The sequence below is a fragment of the Sutterella faecalis genome (assembly GCF_006337085.1).
Lineage (GTDB): Bacteria > Pseudomonadota > Gammaproteobacteria > Burkholderiales > Burkholderiaceae_F > Sutterella > Sutterella faecalis.
Genome location: NZ_CP040882.1, coordinates 742,641 through 759,879, shown reverse-complemented (window position 1 = coordinate 759,879; position 17,239 = coordinate 742,641). Strand labels below are relative to the sequence as shown.

Sequence of the window (17,239 nt, the reverse complement as noted above, 5' to 3'; positions counted from 1 at the left end):
ATATCGGATATTGGATAAAGGAATCGGCGATATTCCCGAAATAGGTCCGATAGCGGACATCAAATGAATAATTGAGGGAATGCAGTAATTTTTGAAATGAAGAAAAAAAGGAATAATCAGGTGATTTAAAGATTCATGCATCGGTAACTTCCCATGATTGCTCAAACCCAAACAAGGAAAGGCGAAGAAGAATTTCTGAAAGCGAGGCGCTGGTTCTTTCTCGCCTGCTTCTGCCTCATTAATTTCTGCACGGGCGCTCTTTATCTCTGGAGCATTTTCTCGATTCCGCTTGCGCAACGCATGAGCGAAATCCTCGGAATGCCCGTCGCCGCAGCCGATCTGAGCCCGGTCTTCGGGCTCGCGGGCGGTCTCACGCCCTTCCTGATGATTGCCGGGGGATTCGTCAACGATCGATTTGGTCCGCGATGGGTGATCAGTACCGGCGGTGCGCTTCTTGGGATCGGCTATTGGCTGGCTGCCGGCGCCGAGTCTCTGTTGATGCTCTATGTCGGTTACGGCGTCTTTGTCGGTGCGGGTACGGGCCTCATCAACGGCTGCACGATCAATACTTCCGTGAAGCTCTTCCCCGATCGCCGTGGTTTCGCTGGCGGTACCGTCACGGCGGCGCTCGGGGTCGGCGCTGCGGTTCTTCCCTTTGCCGCTGCAGGGTTGCTCAATCTCACGGGCATTGAAGTGTCGCTCATGATCTTTGGAGCCGTATCTGCCGTTGTGATTGTTCCGCTCGGACTGTTTGCGAAACGCGTTCCTGATGGCTTCATGACGCCCGCGGCAAAAGAAACCGGAGCGGATGCTGAGGGCAAGAACTGGGTTGAAATGATCCGCACACCGACTTTCTGGCCCCTGGCGTTCCTTTTCACGACCTCGGCCATTATGGGCCTCATGATGATTTCGAATCTCTCGGGCATCGCCTCGTCGCAGATTGGTCTTGCGGCATCCGGAGCGGCGATAGCAGTTTCGGTTCTTTCGATCGCCAACACGGCAGGGCGCTTTGTTTCAGGACTCATTTCCGACGTTCTCGGACGCATTCCGGCGCTTGCAATCGCGCTCGTCTGTGCGCTCGCCGGATTCCTTCTTCTATTGAATGCCCGGACGGGAGATGCTGCGTTCTTTTTTATCGGGATTGTCGGCATTGGCCTCTGTTTCGGAGCTTTTGTCGGCATCTTTCCAGGACTTATCGCAGACGAGTACGGCGCCAGACACAACAGCGTCAATCTCTCCATTCTCTTTCTCGGCTATTCCGTGGGCGGCTTCATCGGTCCTGTGCTCGTGAAGTGGGCTGCAGGGCAGGGGGGTATGCCGCCGCATACTGGACTTCGATCGGTCTCGCGGTTGCCGGGTTCCTATTTGCCGGGATTTATCTCCTGCTTCGCCGTACTGCCAGTAAAAAGATTCCGCAAAGCATTATTCAAGCCACGGATGCGTGATTTTATCTAATTGAGCTGAGCGGATTCACATAATCCCCTAGGAATATGGAAGTCCGATATCGGACATTCAATCTCAATTATGCGGAAACCGGCAATGGTTTGAATGAGCGGTATTTTCTAAATTAATTTCACAAAAAGAGCCGTCAGAGCTCCGGATAGTCAATCAGCACAACCAAAGTTCAAAAAGGATCCATCATGACATTTTCCCTGATTGCTTCAATCGTGATCGTATGTCTCACGATCTATGGCCTTGTGAGACGCTATGAAACCCGGCTTGTGCTGATCTCCTCGGGCCTTCTGATGGCGATTCTTTCGCTTGATCCGATGACGGCCTTGCAGCAGTTCGACAAGTCGATGACGAATGCCTCCCTCATCATTGCGATCTGCTCGGCCATGGGCTTCGCGGCGGTTGTGTCGCTCACGAAGTGCGACGTGCATCTTGTGGCGCTTCTCATGAAGCCGCTCGGGCGCCTGGGAATTTTTCTGCTGCCCGCGAGCATGTGCGTGACGGGAATCTGCGCGGTTGCAATTCCCTCGACGGCAGGTCTTTGCGCGGCAGTCGGGCCTACCATCATTCCGCTCCTCATCCGCGCGGGCTTCAGGCCTGCGATCGCGGCTGCCGCGGTGGTCTGCGCCACGACGCCGGCACTCTACAACCCGGGCGTCGCGCACAACGTCTTCGTGGCGAAGCTCGCCGATATCGGCGTGATGGATCTCCTCGGACTCTTTTCGCTCAAGCTCCTCGTCTTCAGCGCTGCAATCATTGCGGGACTCACGATTGTGTGCCTTCTCTATCGCGACTTCAGAAAGGCGAATGCTGCAGACTCAGGAGAGGAAACTCATCTTGCCGATAATCTGCCGAAAAAAGTGAATCTCGCCTATGCCTTTGCGCCGCTCCTTCCGGTCCTGATGCTCATCGGCTTCACGCTCTGGACCGACGTCAGGATCAGCGTTGCGACCGCCATGCTGACGGGCGCCATTTATGCGCTTGCCGTTACCCGGACAAGCCCGGCCGAAGCGACGAAGAAGTTCTTTGACGGCATGGGCAAAGGCTACGCCAACATTCTCGGCATCATTATCGCGGCGGGCGTTTTCGCTGCCGGACTCCGCGCTGCCGGCGTCGTCGACCTGCTTGTCGGCGCACTGACGAGTGCAAACGAATGGGCGCGCATCGGCGGCAGCGTCGGTCCCTACATCATGGGCGTCATGACGGGGTCCGGCGACGCCGCCGCCTTTGCGTTCAATGAGGCGGTTACGCCGCATGCCGCGGAATTCGGCATGACCATTCCGTCCCTCGGCTACCTTGCTACGGTTGCAGGTTCGTTCGGCCGCCTCTCGTCGCCCCTCTGCGGCGGTCTCATTCTCGTTGCCGGCATTGCGCAGGTGAATCCGATGGACATCGTGAAGCGCTCCTTCCCGGTGATGTTCGTCATGCTTCTTGCCGCATACTTCTTCATCTGACGCTCAGGTCTTTCACGTCTTTCGGGCTCTCCGGGATTTCGCTTCTTCCCGGAGAGCCCTTCCTTTGCGTGCCGCGCCGGCGGAAGCGGAGGCAAAATATGCGCCCACGGCTTCTGTATGAGATGGAGAAGAGGAAATGGCGCAGACGATTAAAGAGCGGCGGCTCGCCGTCATCACCGGCGCTTCGAGCGGGTTCGGGACCGAGTTTGCGCGTCTCGCGGCTGCAGAGGGCTTTGAGACGCTTCTCATTGCGAGGCGCGTGGATCGACTTCAGGCGCTCGCGGACGAACTGAAGGAAAAGTACGGCGTTGAGGCGCACGTCCTCGGGCTCGACCTCACAGAACCCGAGGCGCCACAGCGCGTGATGGAAGCCATCGACGCCATCGGCCTCGTCCCTGAGGTGCTCGTCAACAATGCGGGCTTCGGCGCCTTCGGGCCGGCGCTCGATATGGATCCGGCAGGATTGAGGCGAATGCTCGAATTGAATGCCGGAGCGCTCACGGAACTTTCGCTTCGCGTCGGGCGCGAAATGCGCGACATGGGACGAGGCCGCATCATGAACGTCGCTTCCACTGCGGCCTTTCAGGCCTGTCCCTATCTCGGGGTCTACGGCGCAACGAAGGCTTACGTGCTCTCCTTTACGGAAGCGCTCGCCGAGGAGCTCCGCGGAACGGCTGTTGCGGCAACGGCCTTCTGCCCGGGGCCCACAAGGACGGAATTCGGCGATGCGGCAGGGCTCGCGAAGGAGAATGCCTTTGATCTCTGCGACCTCGAGAGCGCGGAGCGGCCTGCGGACGCCGCGGCGCGCACGGGCTGGGAAGGCATGAAGAGGGGCAGGCGCGTCGTCATCGACGGGTGGACCAATCGCCTGATCGCGCGCTTTGCGTGGGCGCTTCCGAGAGGCATCGTTTCCCGCCTCGCGGCATTCATTCTGAAGCGCCTCAAAACCGAGTCCTGACGCTCCGCGTTTTTTGTCCTCAAGCGCATCTTCCTATTTGGGTTTCCTCGAATATGCGCTTCAAAATCTTGCTTAATGTTGCGTCTCCTTCGGTCCGGCTAGGGATTCTTATCTAGCGTTCCGGCCCGGGGCTTCGCGAGAAGCGGCCGGTGCTCGCGCATAATGAGAATCAGAATCTCAACGCCCACTTCTGCGGGAAGATCGGCTCGAGCGAGCCGGCCCCTCAATGGGCGGCACAGGAATCAACCCCCGAAGAGGATGAATGGAAATGGAGATATCCACGCTTACCCGCCGCGGTCTCATTGCTGCGGCTGTTGCGGGCGCGCTTGCGCTTGCGGGCTGCGGCGACAAGGGAGCGGCGCCGGCCGCGAATACGGCAGCGAAGGCTGATCTCACGCCCATCGGCATCGTGCAGCTCGTTGAGCACAGCGCGCTCGATGCGGCCACCCGCGGCATCGTCGACGCGCTCGCTGAACGCGGCTACAAGGACGGCGTCAACATCAAGCTCGATATTCAGAACGCCCAGGGCGACCAGTCGAATCTGCACAACATCGCCAACCGCTTTGTCTCCAACAAGGACAAGGTGATCTTCGCCGTCGCGACGCCGGCCGCTCAGGCGGTCGCCACGGTCGCGAAGGATACGCCGATCGTCGCTACGGCCATCACGGACTTCGTGGCCGCTAAGCTCGTCAAGTCTGATGCGGCTCCGGGCGGCAACGTCACGGGCGTCTCCGACCTCGGCCCCATCGCCGCGCAGTTCGATCTCCTCATGAAGCTCGTTCCGAACGCGAAGACGATCGGCACGATCTACAACTCTTCGGAAATCAATTCCGCCTATCAGGTCGACCTCCTCAAGAAGGCAGCAGCTGAGCGCGGAGTTGAGGTCCTCGAAGCCACCGTTTCCAACGTGAACGACATCCAGCAGGCGGTTGCGAGCCTGAAGGACAAGGTTGAAGGCCTCTACCTCCCGACCGACAACGTCATCGCTTCCGCGGTGCCGGCCCTCGCCAAGGTTGTGAACCCCGCGAAGATCCCGGCCGTTGCCGGCGAAATGGGCATGGTGGGCGCAGGGTGCCTGGGCTCCATTTCGGTCGACTACTATGAACTCGGCAAGATGACGGGCCAGATGGGCGCCGACATCCTCGAAGGGAAGAAGAAGCCCGCGGATACGCCGGTCGAACACGTGAAGACGGGCGTTCCCGTCTTCAACATGAAGACCGCAGAGGCGATCGGCCTCGCGATTCCTGAGGAACTCAAGAAAGGCGCAAAGCTTTTTGAGTAGCGCCTCCCGAAGGCGCCGCGCCTGAAATAGAGCGGAGCATGAGCGGGGAGCTTCCCATGAAAGGGGAAGCTTCCGCCCGGAGCTCCGCTTTATTTTTTTTGAGAGGCCGTCCGGAGGGCCTTATTTCTCCGGAGTTTGTTTTTAAAATTTCACTTTTTCCACGAAGAAAACCAATGGCGCGCTTCTCAAAGCTTCTCAAATCTTCGGAAAGCTTTACCGCGCCGGCGCGTACCTAGAAAGGAATTTTCATGCTAGATCTCATCCTCTCCACAGTCGGTCAGGGCCTGCAGTGGTCCGTTATGGCGCTCGGCGTCTTTCTGACCTTCCGCATTCTCGACATTGCCGACCTCTCGGTCGAAGGCACCTTTCCGCTCGGCGCTGCGGTTGCCGCGACCGCGATCACCTCGGGGCTCGGGCTCCCGGCGGCCTTCCTTCTTGCGCTCGTTGCGGGCGCGCTCGCGGGCGCCGTTACCGGGTGGCTTACGACGAAGCTCAGAATTCCGGCGCTTCTTGCCGGCATTCTCACGATGATCGGGCTTTATTCGGTGAACCTTCACGTGATGGGAAAGTCCAACATCGGGCTTCTGCAGGATGAGACGGTTTTCACGATTCTTGAGAACGGCCTCGGACTCTCCGTTTCGCTCTCGGGCCTCATCGTGGGCGCCATCTTCGCCGTCATCGTCTCCGTCATCATCTATTGGTTCTTCGGCACCGAGCTCGGCACCGCCATCCGCGCAACCGGCTTCAACCAGCAGATGGCGCGCGCCCAGGGCATCAGCACCAACACGATGATCGTGCTCGGGCTCGTGATCTCGAACGCCCTCGTTGCGCTCTCGGGCGCGACGGTCGCTCAGGCGAACGGCTTTGCCGATGTCGGCATGGGCGTGGGCACGATCGTGATCGGTCTCGCGTCCGTCATCATCGGCGAGGTGCTCTTTGCGCCGAAATCCTTCAAGACGAGCCTCATTGCCGTCATCATGGGCTCGATCATCTATCGTCTCGTCATCGCTTTCGTCCTTGAAATGGGCATGCCCCCCAACGACCTCAAGCTCTTCACGGCCGTGCTCGTCGCCTTTGCGCTTGCGCTCCCGCTCATCAAGGGCAATCTCGCGGGGCTCAAGCGCCGCGCCTGATGCGGGTCTCAAAAAACGAATTCAAAAGGACGAAACGAAAAATGCTCGAAGTCAAAAACGTACACAAGACTTTCTTTGCCGGCACGGCCAATGAGAAGAAGGCCCTCCGCGGCGTTACCTTCACGCTCGAGGACGGCGACTTCTGCACGGTGATCGGCTCGAACGGCGCGGGGAAGTCGACGACCCTCAATGCGATTGCCGGTGCTTTCCCCATCGACAGCGGCTCGATCGTGATCGACGGCACGGACATCACGAAGATGCCGGAATATAAGCGCGCCGCCTTCATCGGCCGCGTCTTCCAGGACCCGATGAAGGGCACCGCCGCCGGCATGATGATTGAGGAAAACCTCGCCATCGCCGACCGCCGCGGCACGCGCCCGACCCTTCGCTGGAGCGCGAGGCCCGAGCGGACGGAATACTTCACGAAGCTCGTGGCGAGCCTCGGCCTCGGGCTCGAAAACCGCATGACGGCGCATGTGGGTTTGCTCTCGGGCGGTCAGCGTCAGGCGCTGACGCTTTTGATGGCAACGCTCGTGCGCCCGAAGCTCCTGCTTCTTGACGAACACACGGCGGCCCTTGACCCCAAGACCGCCGCCAAGGTGCTCGACATTACCGAGCGCATCGTGAACGAGCAGAAGCTCACGACCCTCATGATCACGCACAACATGAGGGACGCGCTTCGCTACGGCAACCGCCTCATCATGATGCATGACGGTCGTCCGATCCTCGACGTGAGAGATGAGGAAAAGGCGAAGCTCACGCCCGTGGATCTCCTCAAATTCTTTGAGAAGGCTGGCGACGGGGTGTCCGACAAGATGCTTCTTGCGAGCTGATCGGGCGCTTGAAGCACCCTTCGATAGAAAAAGCGGAAGATTTTCCATTCCGGAGTCTTCCGCTTTTTTCGTGCTTGTCGAAAGGAAGGCCCCTTCTAGCGCAGGAGCTCCTCAAAGCCCGAGATCACATCGGAAAACTGCCTCAGGTTGTGGACGCGGAGCTTGTGGTAGATGTTGTTGCGGTGGCCCTGTATGGTGCGGTCCGAGAGCGAGAGATGTTCGGCGATGTCGTGGTTCGCGAGCCCCTCGGCAAGAAGCTTCGTGATTTCCCGCTCCCTCGGGCTCATCTCGCGAATGATCGCCTCGATCGCTTCGCGGGAAAGCCCGCCCGAAGCCTGAGCCAGGCTGATGGCGCTCGCCGCTTCAATGGCGGCTTCGAGCGCTTCGGCGTCGACAGGCTTCTCGAGAAAGTCGAAGGCTCCCATCTTGAGCGTGCGCACGGCGGTCGGAACGTCGGCATGCCCGGTGATGAAGATGATGGGGAGCGTGAGATTCATTTCCTTCATGCGCGTCTGAAGCTCTAGCCCCGACATCCCGGGCATGCGGATGTCGAGAAGAAGGCACCCCGGCGGGGTTGAGCGATAGTTTTTGAGAAACTCTCCCGCGCTCGCGTGGCACTCCGTCCTCCAGCCCTTGCAGGCAAGCATGAAGGAGAGAGCATTGCGGACTTCCTCGTCGTCGTCGACGATGCGGATGAGAACGGTCTCCCTGGGTGCGGACATGGTGGTTTTCCTTCTTATGAATTGTTGGATGCGCTCTTCATGAGGCGTTTGAAGCGAGGGGAAGCGTGACGCGGGCGATGAGGCCGCCCCTCGGGCGGCGTTCGAATTCAAGATGCCCGCCCGAAGCTTCGGCAATTGCCGTGGCGATCGGAATGCCAAGGCCCTGGCCGGCGGATTTGGAGGTAATCAAAGGCGTCGTGAGGTCGCGGAAGGCCTCGTCCGAGAGGAGCCTTCCGGAATTTTCGACGGTAATGAGTAGCGTTCCCGAGGCGCCTTCGAGAGCTGCGGCGGAAATCCGGACGAAGGGACTTTCGGCAGTGCTCGTCATGGCGGCCGCTTCGAAGGCGTTCTTGAGGAGATTGTTGAAGAGGAGCTCGATTTCAAGGGCGTCACCCTTGACGGAAGCGTCGGCGAGCCCCGAAGCGGAAAAGCGCACGTCGCCTGTGAGGTCGGGCGAAATTCCGGAGTAAATCCGGTCGAGGGCGGGCATGAGGGGCACCGAGCTGTCGCGCTTGGTCTGGTTTTTCGAGTAGCTCCTCACCTTGGCGACGATTTCCTTCGTGCGGTCAATGCCCTTGGCGATCCCGGCGCGGCTCATTTCAAGGAGCTTCCGGTCGGGGTTCTCGTTCTGAAGGAGCGTCTTCATGCCTTCGCAATAGTATTGAACGGCGGCGAGAGGCTGCGCGAGCTCGTGGGCGATGAGGTTGGAGAGCTGCCCCACGACGGTTGCCTTCTGCATGCGTTCCATCCGGCCGTGAAGCTCTTCGACGCGCGCCTGCGCGGCGCGCTCCTCGGCAATGGACTTTCTCAATTCCGCCGTGCGGATGCGCACGAGGTAGGCGACGCGGGAGCTGTGAAGCGCGAGACCAAGGACGAGAAGGAGCGCGAGGACGCACTCCGCCCAGTGGTTCCGGATCCATTCCTCGACCGTCGGATTTCTCAGGTACGCGTAGTTTTCGATCTTAAGTTCGCGATAGAGGCGATTGACGGGCCTCAGGTCGGTGGCGACGCCCCATTTGTGGCCCGGGACGATTTCAGGGATCGAAAGGAGGGTCTTCGCGATGATGTGCGCGGCGCCCGGCGCCGACCCTTCCATGACGGAGACCATGATGTTGGGATAGGTCCGTGAGGTGTGCACGCAGTTGAGGGTCGGATCAATTCGCGGTTCAATGACCCGGTAGCGGCGGCTGATCTTGTCCGGGAGGCTTTCGAGCCAGCAGGCGCGCACCATTGCGACGTCGGCCTCGCGCGTGTCGAGCCTCCGGGCGATGGAGCCGTTTTCGCTGTCGCCCGTGTAGTGAATGCTCTGGAAGAAGTTTTCCGGGTCGAATCCGCGCACGGCAATCTCTCCGAGCCCCGTTCTGAAGCTCATGAAGGCCGTGTTGTAGCTCGCCGAGAGCCGCGTGCCCGTCAAGTCCTCAATTTTATGAAAGCGCTTGTCGTCGCTTCGCGTGATGATCGCTGTCGCCACGCCCGTATTGGGATTGGGCTGAAGTTCCGTAATGAGCGTTGCAAGCGCGACGACGCCGTAGGGCTGCATTCGCATGCTGAAGCCCGAGCTTGCAATGAAGACGTCGATTCCGCCCGTGCGGATGAGGTTTTCGAGTTCAGTAGAGGGAATTCTCGGCCGGACTTCAACCGGGTAGGGCGCAAAGGCCTTCTCAATGGTTTCGAGCGTCCGCGTGAGGGCGAGCGTTGTTTCCGGGGTTTCCCAGAGCGAAATGATCCCGACCCTGAGGGGGCGCTTCTGGTAGAGCTGCGCCGTTGCCTGAGAGACGCCGTCGAGCTCTGCCGCAGGGAGCGGCAGGGAGAGAAGCGCAAAAAAGAAGAGGGCGAACGCAAGGAGCGGGAAAGGAAGAACCCGCGCAAGCTCCGGGGAAAGAAGCCTTGAAGGAAGACATTTGGGATGCATTTTGAAACCCGTATTGCAAGCTTCATCTTCCTTGAATTTTATGGGATGTGCGCTCCCAGCGCGATGGTGCGGACTTTTGGGAGCGGAGAAAAAAGCTTGATGAAGGTCACGCTACTCGAGTATCCCGGCTGAAAAGATACGAATCAGCAGGAGAGGCCGCCGGGACATGATTCCCAGGGACGGCATCCCCGGGCAAAAGCTTCATTCATAAAGGTCGGTCCGCCGCAAAGCCTTCGGAAGGCGCGAGCGGATCGCAAAAAAGGAGAAAAAGCATGTCTGCCAATCTTTCCCGTCGTTCCTTCATTGCTGGTTCCGCCGCCGTGGGCGGCATGATGTTCGGCATGTCCGGAAGCGCCTCGGCGAAGGTCCCCGCCAAGTGGGACTTTGAAGCCGATGTGGTTGTTGTAGGCGCGGGCGCCGCCGGCATCCCGGCCGCCATCCGCGCGAAGGAAGCGGGATTCTCCGTCCTCGTCGTCGACGCCAACTACGATATCGGCGGCCACGCCATCATCTCGCAGGGCAATACCCTTCTGGGCGGCGGCAATGCCATGCAGCAGAAGTTCGGCATCAAGGATGATCCGGAAACGGTCTTCAAGGATCTGACCGACTGGTCGGTGACTCTCCCCAACGGCTTTGCCGACTACCGCTTCAACGACCGCGACATGCAGCGCATGATCGCCGATGAAATGGTTCCGACCTACGACTGGCTCGTGAGAATCGGCGTTCCCTTCCTCGACAAGAAGCCCGACAATGCGGGCGCCTACGGTGCGGGCTGCTCGGCTCCCCGCGAACTCCACTTCTCCTGGACCAAGGGCGCTTCTTTGGAAGCCCCTGCCGGCACTTCGGGCACGGTTCTGATGCGCAGCCTCGAGGATGCGGCCAGAAAGGCTGGCGTCAAGTTCCTCATGAACTACTACATGGACGACATCGTTCAGGACGAAAAGGGACGCTGCGTCGGCTTCAAGGCTCACCGCACGCCGAAGGTTCTTCCGGACGGCACGGAACTGAAGGGCTTCCGCGCGGCTGAAGACATCGCCTCCACCGCGAAGGAAATCACGGTTCATGCGAAGAAGGCGCTCGTTCTCGCCACCGCCGGCTACACCGATCACGTTCCCTTCCGCCGCATGGTCGACCCGCGCCTCACGAAGGAATTCGCCTCCGCCGCCTGCGAATATTCGCCCCAGGACGCCTCGGGCACGCTCGCTGCCATGCGCTGCGGCGCCGGCCTCTGGGGTCTCACGAACGCCTATACGGAACGTCCGATTTCGCTCACCCGCGGCGCCGTCGTGGGCGTGCGCGACACGTACCTGCGCTGGGCTCCGGAATCCCCGATCTTCCCGCTCGTGAAGCACTCGGGCGTGGCGCTTCGCAACTGGCAGAACGCGATCGTCGTCAACTGGGTGGGCAAGCGCTTCTTTGAGGAAACGTCCTCTGCGGGCCTCACCGCCGACAGCGCGAAGCTCACGTCCTACGGCACCGCCAACTCCACCCGCGGCCTCATGAACGGCACGAACGGCGCCTTCTTCAAGGGCACCGACAAGGATCCGTACATCCAGGGCAACTGGAGAAACATCGACCGCACGAAGTACAACCCGATCAACTTCATTGCGGCTGCGCTCCAGATCAACGAGGGCTCGCACGCTCCCGACTGGTCCGCGGGTCCCCAGTGGGCGATCTTCGACAGCGAAGCCGTCAAGCGCGAACGCATGCACACGGACGAGAAGTCGGTCGATCCGGAATACTTCTTCAAGGCCGATACGATTGAAGAACTTGCCGAAAAGATCAACACGAATCCGTGGATGAGCCACAAGATGGATCCGAAGGTGCTCGCCGAAACCGTGAAGACGTACAACTCCTACGTCGATCAGGGCAAGGACCCGGACTTCGACAAGCCCGCGCCGCAGCATAAGATCGAGAAGGGCCCCTTCTACGCGGCCTGGACTTCGGTGACGCTCCACGACTGCTACTGCGGTCTCCACGTCAACAACGCCTGCGAAGTGCTCGACTGGGAAGGCGAAAAGATCCCGGGCCTCTACGCAGCGGGCGAAGTGACGGGCGGCAGCTCCATGCACGGCCTCTCGCGCGGCCTCATCCAGGCCTACGTCCTCGGCAAGACCTTTGCGTCGCTCAAGTAATTCCCTCAACCTTTTAGAGACCCAAGAGCCATGAAAAAGACCCCGCTTTTAGCGCTGGCGCTCTCCTGCGCCGTCATGGCTCTCTCGGCTCTTCCCGAAGCTTATGCGGCAGAGAAGGTTACTTCAGAACAGTGCCTGATGTGCCATGGCGGAAGCTTCGACGCGCTGAGAGAGCAGACGAAAAACTGGAAGGACGAGTTTGATACCCCTGTTCAGCCCCACCAGTACCTCGACCCGAATGCGGCGAACCCGCATGCCGGCGCGAAGGTGGTGCCGGACTGCACAGGGTGCCACGAAGCCCATCCCTTCCCGATTCCGAAGGACTATAAGCCGAAGGAAGCTACGCTTTCGATGTGCTACGGCTGCCACCATATGGAGAACTTCCAGAAGTGCAGCGACGCAGGCTGCCACGAGAAGTAGCACTTCACTCGAACAATTTCTCTCTCCCTTCGGAGGATGAAGCCTGATGCGCAATGGGGCTTCATTCCCTGCAAGGTCATTCTCAATCCCGGTCTTCTGGTCTCGCCATAGAGAAAGACCGGGATTTTTTTGTCGTTTGCGTGTTTGTCCGGGCTATCCGCAAGCGAGCCGGTTTGATAGCGTATTGCTGAACCGGAGAAACGGGAGACTCGCGTCCAACGGGTTTTCTTAAAAGTCCGGGCACTCCACCATCAAAGGAAACAGAATGAATTTCTTCAAAAAAGCCGCACTTTCGGCCGCTATTCTTCTCGCAGCCGTCTCTGCCTCCGCTGCAGATCTTCCCAACGTGAAGATCCTGGCGACGGGCGGCACGATTGCCGGGAGCGCAGCTTCCGCCACCCAGACGACGGGTTATGAAGCGGGCAAGATCGCCATTCAGACGCTCATTGACGCCGTTCCTCAGATCAAGGAAGTCGCCGACGTGTCGGGCGAGCAGATCGTGAAGATTTCGTCCAACAACATGGATACGCCGACGCTCTTAAAGCTCGCGAAGCGCTGCAACGAGCTCCTGGCGCAGAAGGACGTCGACGGCATCGTGATCACGCACGGTACGGATACGCTCGAGGAGACGGCCTACTTCCTGAATCTCACGGTGAGAAGCGACAAGCCCGTCGTCCTCGTCGGCGCCATGCGTCCGGCCACTGCAATTTCGGCCGACGGCCCGATGAATCTTCTGAACGCCGTACGCGTTGCCGTCAATAAGGAGTCCGTCGGCAAGGGAGTTCTCGTTGCCATGAACGACGTGATCAACAACGCCCGCGACGTGACGAAGACCAATACGACGAATGTCGCCACCTTCCGTGCGCCCGATCTCGGCAACATCGGCTACATCGCCGGCGGCAAGATCATGGTGAGCTTCCTATAGCTTGAGCGCGAAAAAGCGGCTGCTACTACCCTGTCAGGACTGCAACCCTCCCTGGAGCCTGACATGAGGATGATCGCCTGGGATGCGGCCTATGCCGCCTACCTTCGCAGCGGTCTGTCGAAAACCGCTTTTCACCGCACCCGTCTCATCGAGTTTTCAGAGAACGGCAAGCTTCCCAGCCTTCACTATTTCTATAAGAAACTCCTTGAGCTTGAGAAAACCATCATCCAGGATGCGCAATTCAAGCCGATCGTTGATGGAGCGCCATCTCAGGAAGAGCCGATTCCTGTACAACCGGCGGGCAGGAACATTTTCGTTGCCCGGGAGATACCCCGCAGCGCACAAAGTGCAGGGTCACAAGGAGTACAAGGTGTACACCTCCGGCTGGCACGACGTGTACAAGTAGTACAAGATGAACACCCCCAGCCGCTTCAAGCTGCTCCTATGGGTCAACAACTTCCGCCTCCACAGCGCCCTCAGATTAGTACCAGGCTCCGCAGTACTGATCCAGATCCTCGCGGAACGCTTGTTTTCATCAAGCTGCCCAACGGCATAGAGCTCAGGTTCCGAACCGACTCGCCGGAAACCCTCGCCATGCAGATGATCTCTGCCGGAGGGTTTGCAGAATGAAGCTCGACTTTGGAGACCGCCGCATCACCATCGTTCTGGCTCCCGTGGACATGCGCTACGGCTATGCCGCGCTGTCGCGCTTTGCGCAGGAACGTCTCTTCATCGACCCTGACGGCGGCGGCGATGTGGTCGTATTTGTCGGAAAGCACCGGAAGACGGCCAAAGTCATCTGGTCCGACGTCTGCGGCGGATGGCTTCTCTACCGGCGTCTGCATCAGCAGAAGTTCGCCCGCTTCATGGCAAAGCTTGAATCTCAGACGGTGCTGAACTTCACCGCCGATGAGGTGATCAGCTTTCTCGACGGCAAGTCGAAAACCGGATGAGACTGCTCGAAAAGCGTTTTCTTGATCTTCATCAAATGATTGAAAATCAAGAAAATTCGATGAAATTCGACTTCTTCCAAAGCCTTCAGGAAGGCCTCGGGAAGCACCGTAAAACGCTTCTAGGCATACGCAATCAAGATGGATGCCACCGGGGTTGTCCGGCCGTCCAGAGGGCCTCTAACGGGCTTAGGAGTGCCTTTTAAACGATTGATATATCGGTGAAATTTAAGCTTCCGGCCGGTAAAATTACTTCCATTAATTCTTAACTGATCTCCCTATCGACATGGCACGCAAGGGTCCAAAAATCAACGTCTCCATCGAAGCACTCCAGAAGAGGATTGCCGAGCTTGAGGCTGCGCTTGATATCGAACGCCGCGAGCATTGCGCCACGCGCAAGCTCGCGCAGCTTCAGTTTGAGGGCCTCAGCATGATTCAGCAGCTCCTCATCAAGGCGCTGGAGCTGCTCGAAAAACACTGCCCCGCTCTGGTTGTAAAGGGCGAAGCCGTGATCGACCTGCTTCTGCGAGAAGCCAGCATGGATGCCAATGAACTGAAGGCACTGCCGGGAATTGAAAAGCTCCTGCGCAGGCAGTTCCGGCAGATCCAGGGCAAGATCGAACCTCAGATCGAGCAAACGAAGAGCGACCTCGCGGAAGCAGAGCTTGAACTGGAGCGCCGCAAGGCGGAAGCCGTGAAGGAGATGCTTAAGAAGAAGCGGACCATCGCCGAAAACAACAAAAAGAGCGCCGAGACGAAGAACACCGTCGGCGAAGTTGCCGCTGCTGAAGCTGAAAAGCACCCGGACAACGCGATGCTTAAAGCCGCGGCCGGCATTGCGAATGCGGCAGTGCCCGAAACCACGAAGGCGGAGGAGATTCCGCCCGGCAAGCAGGCGGATCCCAATCGCCGGACCGCTCCGACGCAGGGCGGCATTTCGCATGCCCGGGGATGCACCTGTCCTTACTGCGGCAGCACGGAAGGCTTCTTTGAGCAGGAAGGGCCGACGGTTTTCCTGCGCACGCTGCACAAGCACATTGAAGACATGCTCGAGGGGACTTATGTAAAGAACCCGGTGCTGCAGTGCCGCGCCTGCGGGAAGAATCACATGCACATTCCGGAGGAAGTGCCCGTGCCGGCGGATCTGAACCGCACCGTGTCGCAGGAGCTGCTTTTCGACTGCGCCCGCATGCTGACGCTCGGCATGCCGATGAACCGCATCAATGCGCTCTTTAATACGGCCGCAATGACCATGAGCGGGGATACGATTCCGCGGAACATGCACGACTGGATAACGTCCGGACTGGGCCAGCCGCTGCTCAAAGCCATCCTGAAGAAAGCCAGAAAGGCGGCTGAAATCTGCGCGGATGAAACGCCATTCAGCTGTCTGCAGCAGGCCGGGATGAGCAAAACGAAGCTCGACGACGAGGACGCCGCCAAGCAGGCTTACCTGCTGACGATTACCAGCCCGGCGAGCGCAAAGTACCAGTTTGCCGTATTCAACCGGCTCAAAAGCAGAAGCGCCGAGGCGATTGCCGGCGTGCTCGGCTCCTATGAAGCCGGCACCTGGATTACGGATGCCTACGCCGGGTACGACAGCATTATCGGCGCGAGCGCCGTGAAGATCGAACGACAGTCGTGCCTCGCGCATTTCACGCGCACCGTTTACGACGCGCTGGAGCTGGAGAACATGCACGACGCTGTAACAAACCCGACGAACCGGGAAAAGCTTGCCGAAGCACTCGGATCCGGCACTCCCGCCTATTACCTGCTGATGGTAACGGCCGCCATCTCCAAGATCTACAAGTGGGAGGCGACGCTGAAGGCGCAGGAGGATGAAAACCCGGCGGACTGGATGAAACGAGTGACGGACTGCCGAAAAGCCCATGCCGAACCGCTGATGGATCGGATCGATGAAATCATGGTGAAGCTGGCTGAAAGGTACGCCGTGAAGAAGGGGAAAACCTGGGAGGCGGCGCTGATGTCGCCGTACGCGAAGCCTGTTGTTTACTACATGAACAACAAGGAGAACTTCCGGGTGTTTCTCGAGAACGCCTATGTGACGCCGGACTCCTCCGCAGCCGAGAGGAGCCTGAGGCCGCTTTGCGTGCTGCGCACCAGCTGCAATTTCAAGCAGTCGCCGGAGTACATGCAGAGCATGTGCGACTGGTACACGCTCTTTGTAACGGCGCGGCTCAACGGCATCGAGCGGCCCACGCAGTGGCTGAATGAATATGGCCGCGCCATATTCGAACACTGCGTGAATGAAGAGCTGAACCGGCGCTCCGACAAAGGGCTCGAACTTTCGAGGCGGTTTGCATTCGACCCGAAGGACATAGAGAGCTTCAACGCCGATGCGTGGGAGCCGTCGGCATACATGGAGCGAAAGCGGCGGAGTTAGGCAAAGGCCTGACGGATCCGCTCAAGGCAGCCGCCTTGAGCGACCATGCCGCATGCTCCTTGCCGGAGCAGACAGCCAGAGGGGCGCTGAATTCTCAGCGCCCCTCTGCATATCCGGAATTTGATTGAAGTCAATCATTTTTAAAGCCTCCTAGCCTATGGGAAGCTCACAGATCATGTACTACAAGGAGTCGCTCCGCCGCCATACGTCGAAGTCCGAGTTCGACGTTTCGAAGCTCGAGGCTCTTCCTCGCGTCGACATTCTCTATTCCCACGTGGATGACGACGGCGTGCTTGCACGTGCGGCGGTTGCAGCCGGCGCCAGGGGCATCGTTCATGCCGGTACCGGGAACGGCAGCATTCATCAGAACACCGAGAAGGAGCTCGTGAATGCTCAGAAGTCCGGCGTCGTGATCGTACGCAGCGCTCGAGTCGGAACCGGTCCCACGGTGCCTTCCGTCGCGCGCTATACCGAAGAGAAGTTCCTGGACGGCGACACGCTTTCCGCTCAGAAGGCAAGACTGCTTCTGCAGCTGGCGCTCACGAAGACGAGCGACCTGAAGGAAATCCAGCGCATGTTTGACGAGTATTGATGATTTGATGGGGTTTCCGGCGGAGGAGGTGAGGGGTGACGAAGCGCCTCATCGATCCGCCGGAAGTTGA

The 17,239-nt window shown here is 59.2% G+C and carries 14 protein-coding genes and 1 pseudogene; 13 read left to right on the top strand and 2 right to left on the bottom strand.

Annotated elements, in window-relative coordinates; genetic code table 11:
- The first annotated feature begins 153 nt into the window (after positions 1-153).
- The 6 genes from FG381_RS03020 to FG381_RS02995 all read left to right on the top strand — a co-directional run bounded on the left by FG381_RS03020 (position 154) and on the right by FG381_RS02995 (position 7,112).
- Positions 154-1,455 carry an OFA family MFS transporter gene (locus FG381_RS03020; protein ID WP_139687482.1) on the top strand — a complete coding sequence of 434 codons (1,302 nt, stop codon included), beginning with the start codon at positions 154-156 and terminating at the stop codon, positions 1,453-1,455.
- 185 nt (positions 1,456-1,640) lie between these two features.
- Entirely contained in the window at positions 1,641-2,906 is a 1,266-nt protein-coding gene (dcuC, locus tag FG381_RS03015) for a C4-dicarboxylate transporter DcuC (protein ID WP_139687481.1), read from the top strand.
- Between the two features lie 136 nt (positions 2,907-3,042).
- Positions 3,043-3,864, top strand: coding sequence for an SDR family NAD(P)-dependent oxidoreductase (locus FG381_RS03010; protein ID WP_139687480.1), 822 nt, complete (start codon positions 3,043-3,045; stop codon positions 3,862-3,864).
- A gap of 268 nt (positions 3,865-4,132) precedes the next feature.
- Complete coding sequence (locus FG381_RS03005) at positions 4,133-5,146, top strand: ABC transporter substrate-binding protein (RefSeq protein WP_139687479.1); 1,014 nt, start codon at positions 4,133-4,135, stop codon at positions 5,144-5,146.
- A 248-nt stretch (positions 5,147-5,394) separates the two neighbouring features.
- Entirely contained in the window at positions 5,395-6,279 is an 885-nt protein-coding gene (locus FG381_RS03000) for an ABC transporter permease (RefSeq protein ID WP_139687478.1), read from the top strand.
- A gap of 41 nt (positions 6,280-6,320) precedes the next feature.
- A complete protein-coding gene (locus FG381_RS02995) occupies positions 6,321-7,112 on the top strand; it encodes an ABC transporter ATP-binding protein (protein ID WP_139687477.1) in 792 nt (263 codons plus the stop codon).
- Positions 7,113-7,207: 95 nt separating this feature from the next.
- On the opposite strand, the gene FG381_RS02990 is transcribed toward FG381_RS02995, so the two are convergent.
- Together FG381_RS02990 and FG381_RS02985 are read right to left on the bottom strand one after the other, a co-directional pair.
- The gene (locus FG381_RS02990; RefSeq protein ID WP_139687476.1) at positions 7,208-7,834 is read right to left on the bottom strand and encodes a response regulator transcription factor; all 627 of its coding nucleotides are present in this window, start codon (positions 7,832-7,834) and stop codon (positions 7,208-7,210) included.
- Between the two features lie 37 nt (positions 7,835-7,871).
- On the bottom strand, positions 7,872-9,746 hold the full coding sequence (locus FG381_RS02985) for a sensor histidine kinase (protein ID WP_139687475.1): 1,875 nt from the start codon (positions 9,744-9,746) through the stop codon (positions 7,872-7,874).
- Positions 9,747-10,018: 272 nt separating this feature from the next.
- Between FG381_RS02985 and FG381_RS02980 the strand changes: the two genes are divergently transcribed.
- The 7 genes and pseudogenes from FG381_RS02980 (at position 10,019) to FG381_RS02950 (ending at position 17,169) form a co-directional block, all read left to right on the top strand.
- A complete protein-coding gene (locus FG381_RS02980; protein WP_139687474.1) occupies positions 10,019-11,881 on the top strand; it encodes an FAD-dependent oxidoreductase in 1,863 nt (620 codons plus the stop codon).
- Between the two features lie 30 nt (positions 11,882-11,911).
- Entirely contained in the window at positions 11,912-12,301 is a 390-nt protein-coding gene (locus FG381_RS02975) for a cytochrome c3 family protein (protein ID WP_139687473.1), read from the top strand.
- Between the two features lie 265 nt (positions 12,302-12,566).
- Positions 12,567-13,205, top strand: a pseudogene (locus tag FG381_RS02970) (asparaginase domain-containing protein); the annotation flags it as partial.
- An 84-nt stretch (positions 13,206-13,289) separates the two neighbouring features.
- Positions 13,290-13,856, top strand: a complete 567-nt coding sequence (locus tag FG381_RS02965; RefSeq protein WP_139687108.1) for a hypothetical protein — start codon at positions 13,290-13,292, stop codon at positions 13,854-13,856.
- A complete protein-coding gene (tnpB, locus tag FG381_RS02960; protein WP_139687107.1) occupies positions 13,853-14,179 on the top strand; it encodes an IS66 family insertion sequence element accessory protein TnpB in 327 nt (108 codons plus the stop codon). Before FG381_RS02965 ends, tnpB begins: the two co-directional genes overlap by 4 nt.
- Positions 14,180-14,462: 283 nt before the next feature.
- Complete coding sequence (locus tag FG381_RS02955; protein ID WP_139687106.1) at positions 14,463-16,577, top strand: IS66 family transposase; 2,115 nt, start codon at positions 14,463-14,465, stop codon at positions 16,575-16,577.
- A gap of 175 nt (positions 16,578-16,752) precedes the next feature.
- Positions 16,753-17,169, top strand: a complete 417-nt coding sequence (locus FG381_RS02950; RefSeq protein ID WP_139687471.1) for an L-asparaginase family protein — start codon at positions 16,753-16,755, stop codon at positions 17,167-17,169.
- The last annotated feature ends 70 nt before the right edge of the window (positions 17,170-17,239 follow it).